This is a genomic window from Bacillus spongiae (assembly GCF_037120725.1).
GTDB lineage: Bacteria > Bacillota > Bacilli > Bacillales > Bacillaceae_K > Bacillus_CI > Bacillus_CI spongiae.
In genome coordinates, this window is sequence record NZ_JBBAXC010000015.1 from 69,042 (window position 1) to 82,145 (window position 13,104).

At 35.1% G+C, this 13,104-nt stretch carries 9 protein-coding genes and 1 other annotated feature (1 of these 10 cut by a window edge); of the genes, 7 read left to right on the forward strand and 2 right to left on the reverse strand.

The features are described from left to right. Positions 1–6 precede the first annotated feature (6 nt). On the forward strand, positions 7–1,542 hold the full coding sequence (locus tag WAK64_RS16860) for a right-handed parallel beta-helix repeat-containing protein (protein WP_336588166.1): 1,536 nt from the start codon (positions 7–9) through the stop codon (positions 1,540–1,542). 680 nt (positions 1,543–2,222) lie between these two features. Continuing rightward, positions 2,223–2,732, forward strand: coding sequence for a MepB family protein (locus WAK64_RS16865; protein WP_336588167.1), 510 nt, complete (start codon positions 2,223–2,225; stop codon positions 2,730–2,732). Positions 2,733–3,032: 300 nt separating this feature from the next. Here the strand turns inward: WAK64_RS16865 and WAK64_RS16870 are convergent, their stop codons facing one another. After that, positions 3,033–4,325: a right-handed parallel beta-helix repeat-containing protein gene (locus WAK64_RS16870; RefSeq protein WP_336588168.1), complete on the reverse strand. Its 1,293-nt coding sequence runs from the start codon at positions 4,323–4,325 to the stop codon at positions 3,033–3,035. Positions 4,326–4,911: 586 nt separating this feature from the next. On the opposite strand from WAK64_RS16870, the gene WAK64_RS16875 reads away from it, so the two are divergent. The 3 genes from WAK64_RS16875 to WAK64_RS16885 all read left to right on the forward strand — a co-directional run bounded on the left by WAK64_RS16875 (position 4,912) and on the right by WAK64_RS16885 (position 8,896). Then, on the forward strand, positions 4,912–6,255 hold the full coding sequence (locus tag WAK64_RS16875) for an FAD-binding oxidoreductase (protein ID WP_336588169.1): 1,344 nt from the start codon (positions 4,912–4,914) through the stop codon (positions 6,253–6,255). Positions 6,256–6,676: 421 nt separating this feature from the next. Continuing rightward, positions 6,677–8,068, forward strand: coding sequence for a sensor domain-containing diguanylate cyclase (locus WAK64_RS16880; protein ID WP_336588170.1), 1,392 nt, complete (start codon positions 6,677–6,679; stop codon positions 8,066–8,068). Between the two features lie 378 nt (positions 8,069–8,446). Continuing rightward, entirely contained in the window at positions 8,447–8,896 is a 450-nt protein-coding gene (locus WAK64_RS16885) for a YhfM domain-containing protein (protein WP_336588171.1), read from the forward strand. A gap of 525 nt (positions 8,897–9,421) precedes the next feature. On the opposite strand, the gene WAK64_RS16890 is transcribed toward WAK64_RS16885, so the two are convergent. Continuing rightward, positions 9,422–11,245 carry a terpene cyclase/mutase family protein gene (locus tag WAK64_RS16890; protein WP_336588172.1) on the reverse strand — a complete coding sequence of 608 codons (1,824 nt, stop codon included), beginning with the start codon at positions 11,243–11,245 and terminating at the stop codon, positions 9,422–9,424. A 302-nt stretch (positions 11,246–11,547) separates the two neighbouring features. Here WAK64_RS16890 and WAK64_RS16895 point away from each other — a divergent pair, with 302 nt between their 5' ends. Both WAK64_RS16895 and WAK64_RS16900 read left to right on the forward strand, forming a co-directional pair. After that, on the forward strand, positions 11,548–12,390 hold the full coding sequence (locus tag WAK64_RS16895; RefSeq protein WP_336588173.1) for a GNAT family N-acetyltransferase: 843 nt from the start codon (positions 11,548–11,550) through the stop codon (positions 12,388–12,390). A 7-nt stretch (positions 12,391–12,397) separates the two neighbouring features. Continuing rightward, on the forward strand, positions 12,398–13,039 hold the full coding sequence (locus WAK64_RS16900) for an MOSC domain-containing protein (RefSeq protein WP_336588203.1): 642 nt from the start codon (positions 12,398–12,400) through the stop codon (positions 13,037–13,039). A 54-nt stretch (positions 13,040–13,093) separates the two neighbouring features. Further along, positions 13,094–13,104, forward strand: a binding site (T-box leader) (it continues 242 nt past the right edge of the window).

Sequence of the window (13,104 nt, forward strand, 5' to 3'; positions counted from 1 at the left end):
GAAGAGATGAATTGGGAACAAGTTAAAATTAAACCAATTCTTGTTTTATTCTTGTTCTCCTTTCTGTTAATCATCTTCTTCATAATAGGATTTTTCTTGTTCCAACAGAAGGTCCTTATAGTAGGAGATGGCTTTGAGTTTACCACGATTCAATCTGCAGTGGATCAATCGGAGCCTGGAGATATTATTCTCGTGACAGACTCGTTAAGTCCTTACGCAGAACCGGTGGAAATTATGAATAAAACGGGGATATCCATTATCGGGATCGGAAAACCGGTTTTAGATGGCTCCACGTTACCTGCAGGAAGTAACGGGATATCCATTTCAAATTCATCAAGAATAAGAGTGAAAGGGTTAACGATTCAAGAATACATTTTCGATGGATTTGGGGGTGGAAATGGAATCATTGTTGAAAATTCCTCCGACCTGAATCTCTTTGTGAAAAATAAGTTAATAAGCAATGGAGAATTTGGGTTTTTCGCATTCGAATCATCGAGAAATCTTGTGTTAAGCAATAAAACCAATCAGAACCTCGATGGCATAAGAATCGACCTTTCCGAAAAGGATATCGTGATTGGAAATGAAAGTAATGATAATGAAGTTTTTGGGATTCTTATCTCCTCTCCTAATAGTCTGACCTTAGGGAATGTGATGGAAAGAAATGATACAGGGATTGACGCTCAAGACCAGGAAATTTTTATTGCAAATAAGATTATTGATAGTACAGGTGAGGATGTATTTGAAGTTGATGGGAGTGAAAATATATTAATTGGAAATAAAGTGATTAGAACAATAGATGAAGACGGCATTAAAATTGATGGAGATTTTAATATTCTGATTGGGAATGTAGCTATTGAAAATGGAGAGACAGGTCTTATTATCGATGATGATACTCAGAATAATATTGTCATAGGTAATCGATTACTTAACAATGGGGAGGATGGGCTCCTTGTAGATGAAGATACTCTGGATCATCTCGTGATGAATAACAAAATGATTGGCAATCAGCGGAATGGAATTCGTATTGCGGATCGAACCTTTAATATCATGTTTAAACGAAACGTAGTCAAGGAAAATACAATTGGTATCTTTCTTCGGAACGATCTAGAAACCTTTGATCAAGAAATTAAGATTATAAATAATAAAATTATTGGAAACATTGAAGAAGGTATTCTTTTTGGGGGTGCCATTGCCAACACCATTAATCACAATACTATCCATCGAAATGGAATTGGGATTAGATTTACAGAAGATGAAGACGGAACACTTGCGCAAGAGAATGTAATCAGCCATAATTCGATTACAAAAAACGAAGGTGACGGAATTATGTTTGAAGAAAGTCTTAATAATACGATTGAGAAAAATCATATTCTTTCTAATGGAGCTGTCGGGTTATTTTTAGATGTTGACTCAACGGGCAATCAAGTACTTAACAATCGAGCATTCTTCAATTTCATCCTTGATATTCAAGATGATGACAATAATATCTTTCAAGGAAATAAGTGTGGGACATCGTTTGGACCAGTGGATTGTCCAAATTAAGAGTCAACAGGCTCTTTTTTTTGTTAGTTTAATAAAGGTCAATGACAACTCATCTTAAGTAATCCAAAAGGGATCTATTGAAAATTTTCTATTCACGGATTTTCTCATATCCCCCAGATAGTTGACACAGAAAATAAGTCAATTAGCATTTTTTATAACCCAAATACCCTAATCGAATGAACTTTAATCGGGTAGGGTGTTTTTTTCAATAGCTGAGAAAATTTTCAGTAATTGTACTAGAACCATACACTGAACTTTATTTAAACTTTAAAATTCTATTATCTAATCAATCTGCATAATACATAAAGTTGATCTCAAACGTTCGCTTATTTATACACTTTAACAAACAGAAAGATGTATACTTAAAGAGCACCTTAAATCTAGAATAGGCTATAGGAATACATAAGGATAATTAGAGACCGAAATGAAGTTAGGTGAATTGCTGTGAGTAAGGGATAGTAATTGAAAACGATAGCATGAAAGAATAGACCTAGCGAAGCACTTTGGCTTGTGTAAGAGCGCTATAATATAACCTTTTATTATAAATTAGGTAAGCAAGATGAAGAGAACTAGGCAACTCCTAGTCATAAGAATCAAAACCGTACTATCTAAAGGGATAGAGAACATTCAATGAGAGGGAACGAACCTATTAAATAAAAGAAAAATTGAGGAGGAGAGAAGTGACAGGTTTTTTAAAAGCATTAACTCATTTAAATGAAATTATTTATGAACCTAATCATTTAACGTTAAAATCGATTCAAGAAGAAAAACAAAATTCTAATTATGGTGCTGGAACATTTCAACTAGCTTCTAGGTCAGTTCGCTTTAGAATCGCAAAAAAAACACCCACTAAAGTAGGTCAGTTTGTTTCCTTTTGGGAAAAAGATGAAAATAATAAAAATCAACCCTTTTCATATGAACAGGCACCTGATTTATTGGTTATTAATACCTCGATGAATATTAATGAGTTTGGTCAATTTATTTTCCCAAAAGGAATTCTTTATAAACAAAATATTTTTAAAACAAATACTACCAATGGCAAAATGGCAATGAGAGTTTATCCTAGTTGGGATAGTCCGACGAGCAAAGTAGCGATTAAAACACAAGAATGGCAGCTACCTTATTTTATTGATATGAGTAATACTGATAATTTACCCATACAAAAAATACTAGAACTGTATTCTCAGTAATGGAGTCGCTAAAACAAATTATTCTCTATTTCATTTAACTCTCAAATTATATTTTTTGAATTTTCTATGATAATGGCGTTTGGCGGAGAGTGAGTTTTAGAAATAGTCTTGCAAATAATAAATTATATGAGCATCAAAAATACATAGAGGACTTAGTAAAGAAGGTCAAAGATATAACCATTAAATATCTAGAAGCACTAAGACATATCGTAATGTTGAGTACAAGTTAAACCAGTAATGATAAGTGTTTAGCTTCGCGTCATGAATCCGACGTCAACCAAAAAAGCACCCGAATGGATGCTATTCACAAATAGTAGGGGGACTAGAAAAATCACAAATATTCCCTATAAAGGTGTTAAGAGGTGGCATTACATTAAGGTCTCTTATATCTAAATTGTCATTACCAAATGCACGATTAAAAAAGACATCATTGCCGTTCGAGTCTGAGGTTAATAAAATACCAGTAAGATCATTATCATTTGCTTTATTCCCTTGAATTAAGTTTTCATTAGATACGTTTAGGAAGATCCCATTGTTTCCATTATCTAGGACGAAATTATCTAAAACCATATTGGTATCTGAATTGAGGGATAAGATAATCCCACTACTACCATTCCCATTCACCTTATTCCCTTTAATCGTATTACCGTTAGAAGTTGAGAGAAAAATTCCATCGCCTGTTTCGTTATTATTAGCTGTATTCCCTTTCAAGACGTTGTCGTTAGAGGAGGTTAATAAAATCCCATCAACTCTATTAGCATTAACCGTGTTCCCTTTAAATTGGTTACGAACTGAATTGACTAAACTTATTCCATGAACATCATTATCATTAACCGTGTTTTTTATAAATAGGTTGCTAAGTGAATTTTGTAAGCTAATACCATCCAATCCATTATCCATAACTTGATTCCCTATAAGTGTGTTGTTAGTAGAGGTTTCTTCTATGCTGATCCCCTCATTTGTATTCCCTTTTACCTCATTTCCACCCATGACGTTGTTCATGGATTCATTATTTATTAATATCCCTTGATCATTACCCTCTATGTTATTTTTTTTAATCATATTGATGTCTGAACTGGCTAAGAGAATTCCATCGTCACCGTTGTCTTTAATATGATTTCCTTTCACTATGTTCCTATTTGAAGTATCTATTAATACACCATCAAAACCATTGCCCCTAACGTCATTTTCCTTAATCATGTTGTGATTTGAATCAAAAATACGAATGGCAGTAGCAAAATTTTGAATAATAAAATTCTGTACGAGCACGTTAGAATTATTAATCTCTACTCCTACTCCTAACATGTTAGTTCCATTGATAATAGGCTTTTCTTTCCCAATCCCAATCAGCTTTATATTATCCTTATCAATGGAGACCTCTTCAAAATATGGACCGCCGTCGGCTTTTACTAAGATAATATCGCCTTCCTCAGCTTCGGCCAAAGCAAGATTAATCCCATCAACATCATCAGGTACCACAATGGTCTTTGCATTAAAAATGACTATTCCAATAATAGTGAAGACAGTTAAAAAGAAGAGAATAACAATCGCTATAAACAGCAACAATAAATTTTTTCGTGTTGAAACACCCACTTTTTCACCTCACTTTTTACATACATTACACTCCTATACATTATGAAGAAAAATATTGTTACGTTCCTTTTAGTGAGAGGTATTCTGCTTTCATTTTTTGCTCAACAAACAAACGCCTCTTCACAATCATGGAATTTTTTCCTATATTACATCCCACACCCTATTTTCCATTTTCGATTCGTCTATTGCCCTTACCGAACCCTCTTTACTTTGAATGTTTACTTAAGTGTTTTCCTTTTCATCAAGATAACCATGTTGAGAATACTTTCCTTACAACTTACATTAAGAACCTTTTTGTGTGCGATTTGTTCGTCATTTTGTCTGTACAGATGTAGCTAAAAATTAATCAATGTCGTTCAAACAAAAGGGACAATTGAAAAAGAGAACGGATATTTAACCATAGCAACGAAATTGATTTGACATATTAACTATAAAATTTTACCTAAACGAGGAAGTTAAGATTTATTATTCAATTCATGTAATCATGAGAGGTCACCGAATGAATGAATACCCATATCTTATATGTAATGAGGGTTTTTTAATGAATAAGTAGATTATTGATGAATCAAATTTAGAGGTGAATACAATGGATAAAAAAACAAAATTAACAGGAAAGGTAATTTATCCTAATGACCCTGGGTATGATCAAGCACGTATGAATTGGAATCCTTTTACTAACGCATTTCCCATCGTGTTTGTGTTTGCTCAGCAAATTGAAGATGTTTCTAATGCAGTAAAGTGGGGACGCGAGAATAATGTATCGATTCGGATGAGGAGTGGCAGACACTCACTAGCGAAGGATTTTTCACAAGTAAACGGAGGAATGGTCATTGATGTTAGTCAAATGAGAACCATCCAACTGGATAAAGAAAATGGAACGGCTACGGTTGAAGCCGGAATCCGTGTAGGACCTCTTGTGAAGGCACTTGCTCAGAAGGGGGTATTAGCTCCTTTTGGAGACAGCCCAAACGTTGGAATAGGTGGAATCAGTACGGGTGGTGGAATAACGGCTGTTCAGCGGACAACGGGTTTAATTTCAGACAATATTATAGCAGCCACGATTGTTGATGCAAATGGTGACGTTCTGACTGTTGATGAAGATAACAATCCTGACCTATTATGGGCGATCCGAGGTGGTGGAGGCGGAAACTTTGGAATTATTACATCCTATACGTTTAAAGTCCGCTCAGCTCCTTTTCAAGTAGGGATTTATGAAGTAATATGGCCGTGGGAACAATTAGAGGAAGTAATCGATGGTTGGCAACAATGGTCGCCAACTGTTGATGTAAGATTAGGTTCCGTTTTAGAGGTCTTTTCTGAAGAGAATGGATTACTAAGTTCAAGGGGGATTTTTTTAGGCGGAAAAACAGAGCTAGAAAAATTGATTGCTCCTCTAACTGCGATTGGAACGCCTATCAAGGTTTTGGTTAAAGAGGTTACACTACTAGAAGCTATAGAGTTTTGGATTCCTAATGAACCGTTATTTGACGTCGAAAACTCTGCGTGGTCTTCTAGTTGGGTTGAGCTGTCCTTGCCTGATGAAGGACTTAACACCATTCGAGAATTCCTCGAAAATACAACAGGAACATCTAATTTCTTCTTCCTTAATTCAGGTGGACAAATGAATAGTATCCCAACTAATCAGACTGCTTTCTTCTGGCGGAGTACAAAATATTATATGGAATGGAATGCTAAATGGACAAAGGAATCAAAAGCTGAGAAAAACATTGAATTAGTTCAACAAACACGAACAGAACTTAGCCCATATGTAATCGGTTCGTATGTCAATGTACCAGATTTAGGACTAAAAAATTATGGTCAAGAATACTATGGTGATAACTTTGAACGACTTCAACAGGTCAAAGCAAAATATGATCCTGATAATATTTTTAATTTTGCCCAAAGTATTCCTCCTGCTTCTTCTTGTTAAAATCAAACATCAATAACAGTTTTTCCATAATAGGTAAAGAAGGAAGGACTCAAAATGATGTGATCCAATATGATAATAGACAGTATAATCCATTTTGAATGATTTCAAAATGGATACTTTTTTCGCATATCTTAAACAGGAATAAGTGGGTTAAGGGTTTTTTTCGATTATGATTTTTTGTGGCATGTAGGTACATAAAGAAAAAAGGAATAGATGTTGCCTGTTCAAGTACAACCAAAAGGATAGGGTAGGCTGGTGAAGGATAGAGACGTGAAGGATAGAGAAGAGGTAACCGTCCTAAAAATGAATGGGTGAATGAATTAAAGGCTCATAATCCATAATGAATAGTAAGTAATTAGCTTTTCAAAACCGTCATCATCACGCTAAACAATTACTTATAGCGGTACGAGGGGGCATCTGCATGAGTGAATTAAATCAATTACCTTCACCAGAAGGGTGTCGACTGTTATTTGATCAAATGGACGATTTTGTTTATATAATCGAAAGAGCTGATTCTATTTATCAATGTTACTTTGCGAATGAGAAAGCGAATAGATGGTTTGGAGAACCGTTACGAGGCAAAACAGTGGAAGAAGTCTTTCCAAATGAAAGGGAAAGACGGATAGAGAAGCTATTTGATCATGTTTTTACTACTCAAAAGGCCCATACATATGAAGGTTCATGTTTTCATTATCATGCTGCTGAAATATCACTCTCACCGGTTATTGTAGAGGGGAAATGTCTCTATATCGTTGCCATCATTAGAAACCTTTCACCGCAACAACGTTTAGAAAAGGATGGCGATGAAGAGACGATCTATTCCATTCCTGCTGAAAGAAAACGGATTCCCGTAAACACTTCACTTCAACCAGATAGTATGGAGAATCAAGATGACGACTCAGAGGTTCAACGACAAGCAGAATTGTATCGACTTATTACAGAAAATACTCATGATCTCATTATGATTACGAACAGAGAAGGGGAGATTTCTTATGCATCCTCTTCACATGAAAAGTTACTAGAGTATAATGTTACGCAGATGATTGGTCGAAACTGGAATGAATTTATCATGTCCACCTTTCGGGATGGATGGAATCAATATGTATTGAATGTGATAAATCATGAAGAAGATAGCCTTTTTGAGTGTTTACTCTCAACGTCTACTTTGAACGAGATATGGATAGAAATGAAGGCAAATTTGATTTATAACCAACAAGGTACCATCGAGTCTATCGTATATGTTTCAAGAGAGATAACAGACCGTAAGAAGCTGGAACAAGAATTGAAATTCATGGCTTACCATGATAGTTTGACGAAACTTCCCAATCGACGGTACGTAAAAAGTGTATTTGAGGACATGAAAGAAAATGTAGATAATGCCAATGCAAGTATGGCATTGTGTTATATTGATGGAGATAATTTTAAGAAGGTGAATGACCGTTATGGTCATGATGTTGGTGACGAATTTATTCGCCTATTTGGTCAGACCATCAAACAGTCCATTCGAACAGCAGATATACTAGCCCGTTTAGGTGGTGACGAGTTCCTGCTTGTATTACCAAACCTTCAACAAGAGAAGGATATTCTTCAAGTAATCAAAAGGATTCAAAAGTATCTTTCTGAAGGATTTAAGATCGCAGGGCAACCCTTCTTTCCGACAAGTAGCATAGGGGTTTGTATTTATCCAAACGATGGAACCGATTTAGATACATTAATGGTACAAGCAGATAAGGCTTTGTACCGAGCAAAGTCACTAGGAAAGAATCAAGTTGAATTTTACAAAGAAATAGCTAACTATGGATTCGGAATCTGAGGAAAGCATATGTCTATTTATAAAATAAGGTGTATTCATTTAGTGCTTTTTTTGAAAAGGAAAATGAAGTAAATAATAATCTGCTCACTTATGAGCAGATTATTATTTTATCATGTAGTTTGTTGAATTAAGTAAATGATGATAGATATCGAAGTAATTATGCTAGTAAGATGAAAAGGAGAGAACACAATCTTTACCATTCAATATCCAATGGTCAGAATAAGTAGAACCTTCCTTTTTAAGTAAGGCTGTTTTCGTGTTGTTTTTGACTAAAATGGATGGGAAATAATTTTCTGATAAAATACAATTAACTGAAACTTTAAATGGTTTTCTTCGTCTAATTTGAATAGTAGTAAATGACGATTTGGAGGTTACAAAATGAGAAAGATTATCCTGTTTTTATCTATAACATTATTGTCTGTTATTCTTTTTGGGTGCCAATCCGAAGAAAATCCTACTAAGAAAACAGAACCAAATATATCTGACTTAAAATCAGAAGACAATGATAACTTAATAATAGAAGGTGAAATTGAAAAAATTAGTATTTCAAAGTCAAAAGGAGTCAATCCAACGGTTTTTGAAGAAGATAAAGTTTTTGAAACATTTAAAAGTATATTTTCAGCAGCAATGAAAGAGCCGGGCGACGTGAATATCCTTAATCCTGAATTTTATTTGGATGTCGTCTACACAAATGATAATCAGCAAAGTTTTCATTTGTGGTTAGGTGAAAAGGGACAAAAAAGTACCTTAATGAATACGGATGAAACCACTACAATTTATACTGTTCCAAAAGAAATGACTGATAAGTTAATTGCGTTAGTTAAATAGAAATTAAAAGACCTTTTGTTTAATGTCTTTTATAATGGACTTCTTAGCATGAGAACTGTTGTGTTATTTGATTTTGACACGTCACGCTGAAATAAGCTTTCATTTCACTTATTTTCAAAGGATAAATGCTTGTCTAATTCAAGCTTACCAGTTTAAGTAATCGTCTAACTACTTGTCGCAACTCCTTTAAAGCGGTAAATTCAAGACAAGTCAATAACCAACATTTAAACCGGTTTGCAATTTGAGAAATACATGCAAGATAATGTAATCATTTAACGCAATTGGAGTGACGACTTTTTAGGTGCATGGAAATAGTAGAGCTTTTGTCAAAGAGGAAAATGACCTAATTCGTATGGTCATTCCCCATTGTTTGTCTAAAATCTATAGGAAGTGAAATTAGGGGATAGGAATAAAATACATCGGGTAGGGTATTTTTTTCAATTAGAGGAAAATGAGAGGAGGGAGTTCTCTACAATCTATGAAATTATTACCATAAACTCAGGTAGTCATAGGTGCCAACCATTATTAGTAATATTTCTGATAATAATGACTTAACGTTAATAAAGGGAAGATATCGCTATAGCTATGGTAATGAAAATAAGTTAGGTTGGGAAATCCTGTGCCTGTTGGATACGTATAATTGATTGTATGGCTCATTAAACAGTCGATTCCTTTATTTATTTCGTCTGTAGGGTAATCATGGATAGCAATTAAACTGTCTAATGCCCAAGCTGTTTGCGTAATCGTACTGTAGGGAAGGTGAGTATATCGTCGCCTAATAGTAGAAGAACAGGATTCGCCCCATCCTCCATCCTGTTGTTGAATTGAGAGCAACCAATTTTTCGCTTTTTGGATAGTTGGGTCGTCTTTATCAACACCGACGGCACATAATCCTGTAATAGCAGCCCATGTACCATAAATATAACAAACGCCCCACTTTCCGTACCATGAACCATCCATTTCTTGTTCTTTCTTTAACCACTCGATGGCTTTTTGAATAAACAGATCATCCTTCGTATAATGTACATAATTCCCTAAAAATTCAAGTGTTCTACCGGTTAAATCAGCAGAGGAGGCATCCAATGCTCCTTCTTTCACATATTGGATAGGTAGCTTACCAATTAAAAAGTTGTCCACATTTTTCTCGAAAGCTGGCCAACCCCCGTCGTCATTTTGCATAGAGAGCACCCAATGTAATCCTCTTTGCCATTGGTTCATAATATTTGGGTTTTGTTTCGATTGTAAGTAGATTGCTCTGAGCACTGCCGTCGTATCATCAATGTCAGGGTTCTTTGTATTATTCTCAGAGAATCCCCATCCGCCTGGAGCAATATTGGGATTATGAATAGCCCAATCACTTTTCTCGGTTTGCTGATAGCGAATTAAATAATTTACAGATTGATCGATTACAGGATCATCACGTAGAACTCCTGCTTCTTGTAAACTATAGCTAAGTAAAGCAGTATCCCATATGGTTGAGGGCGCATTCTCTATATGTTTAAGACCGTTTAATTGACAAGCGTTTGCTTTGATCGATGAGATGGCATTAAGAATAAGTGGATCAGATGGATCATGGTTAAGTGCTAATAAGCTATAAATCATTAAAAAAGTTGCTAACGTATAATTATAAAGAGTCCCATCTGGTTCTATCCTTTCAAGAATATATTTTTCTGTTTTAGATAAGGCACTTCTTTTAATCGGGTGGATAAACTTTCGCGAAGGTCGATAGGAAAGTAATGTTTCTTTAACGTTCGATGAAGGGAGAATGAGGTGGGATAAATCTGGAGATGATTCCGCTCTGACAGGAGGTTTCACTGTATTTAAAATCATCATCGGAGCAAAATGAACTCTAGCATAGCAACTTAAATCAAAAAAATTTAAGGGGAAAGTTTGTGGGATGAAAATACTATAGATAGGGACGGGTAAACACCATTTATACTGACTATTAGCTGCTAACATTGCTTTAGCTAAAAAATGCGCATTATTTATTCCTCCCATTGAAAGAATTTGCTTTTCTGCTTTTTTCATATTTTCATCCGTTTGTTTAAAATATCCTGAAGAGAGGAGCGCATTATAGGCGGAGAGAGTAGAGGTTAAGTTTCCTGGGTTTTCATCTTCATACAATTTCCAGGCACCATTGTCATCTTGTTGAGTATAAATATATTCGACGATATCTTGGATAAACGCTTCATCAGAATGGTCGATGGCTCTTAACGTCATGACGAAAAAAGAGTCATACAATACCCCGGGATCACTACATAAATACCAGGCACCATTTTCCGATTGTTTTTCTTTAATCACCTGTACACGTTTTTGGATCTCTTTTAACAAACGATTTTTATCAATCAAACCAAACCAATCCTTTACATAAGAGTGAACGATTCTTTTAAATAAGAATCGACATAAATAGGTAGTATTCTATTGCTACTACTACCATCATATGAATCATGCTGAAAAGTGTTTTTCTTGAATGAACAATACGCAAAAAATCATCTTAATATAATGAATGTTCGTAAGCTAAAGGTAAAATGAAATTTGGAATAGTAATTAATTATTTGATAATACTGAAAATTAGTATGGTACAATAAAATAATTGAATGGAACAGGAAAAATATAATAAATGTCGAATGTAATTTCTTGAGGTGAAAAATATGAAAATCAAACAATTCGAAGATCCTAAAACGTTTAAGGATGAAGTCTATGATTATTTACTAAAAAATGAAGCAAAGAATAATTTGCCGATTGGTATTATTAATCAAATGCTTGAATATGATCGCTATCCAGATGCTTTCTTAGCAGCTGTTTATGAGGAAGAACTTATAGGGGTCTACGTGATGACACCTCCCCATGCACTGATTCTAACTTGTACTAAAGGAAGAGAAATAGACGTTCATCAAAAAATGATTCACTACCTTCTCGAGAAAAAGATCTCTATTCCGGGAGTCGTAGCTGAAAAGAATTGTGCGATTCATTTTGCGGGGCAGTGGGAGCAGATTACAGGTAAACCGTTTCAGACGAAAATGCAACAAAGAATTTATGATCTTCATCAAGTTACAGACATTCCGTTGTCAGAAGGAGAGTTTATTCTTGCTAATCGAAAAGATATAGACCTCGTTGCCAACTGGATTATAGGGTTTGTTGAGGATACAGGTGAAGGCGAAATCACTCCTGAAGACGCACAAAAACGAGCGGTGGAGATGATTGAGAAAGAGGAATCGGTATACTTGTGGAAAGTTGGCGGGGTTCCTGTGTCGATGGCAAGGAGAGCAAGACATACAGAAAAAGGTTGTAGTGTTAACTTTGTTTATACACCGGACGCCTATCGTAAAAAGGGTTACGGTAGTTCAGTCGTAAAGTCGTTATCTTTGAAACTATTAGAGAAATACGATTTTTGCACGTTATATACTGATTTAAACTACCCAACCTCCAATAAAATATATATGGAAATAGGCTATCAACCAGTATGTGACTCTGTCCATATTGAGTTTGCATAAAGTGAAAATGAACATTCATTCATTAGCCATCGGGCTACCGAAACAGTTAACATATAAAAATCAAGCATACAAATCAGGAATCCAAAAAGAACCGGTAAAAGTACTGCAAGTAAGTAAACATGGAATCGTTGGGGATGATGTCGCTAACCATACATTCCATGGGGGTGTAGATAGAGTCATTTGTGCCTACCCTTTTGAGCATTATGCTTTTTGGAAATCGTATTTGGGACATTCTCTTGTCCTGCCTGCCTTCGGTGAAAATATGACACTGTGTGGTATGAGGGAACGGGACGTGATGATTGGCGACATCTATAAGGTGAGTGATTGTCTTTTACAAGTTTCACAAGGAAGAATTCCTTGTGCGACGATTTCTAAGTTTAATCAATCGCCGAAATTATTACAGTATATTGTTGAAAAAGGCTACACAGGTTATTTTTTTCGTGTAGTAGAAGGAGGAGAGATAACTCTCCAATCGCCTATTGAATTAGTGGAACGTAAGGAAAATGAAATTAGTATATTACGTGCCAATCAAATTCTTTTTCATGAAAATAACGATAAAAATGAGTTGCAACGCCTTCTTGACCAACCTGATCTTGCAGAGGATTGGAAGAAGAAGATTGAAGCGAAAATGAAAAAAATGTCGAATTAAGTTGTTGACAACGAAAAAAAAATGGTCTATGATAAATACATCTTAAATCGGCATAACATAGCGTA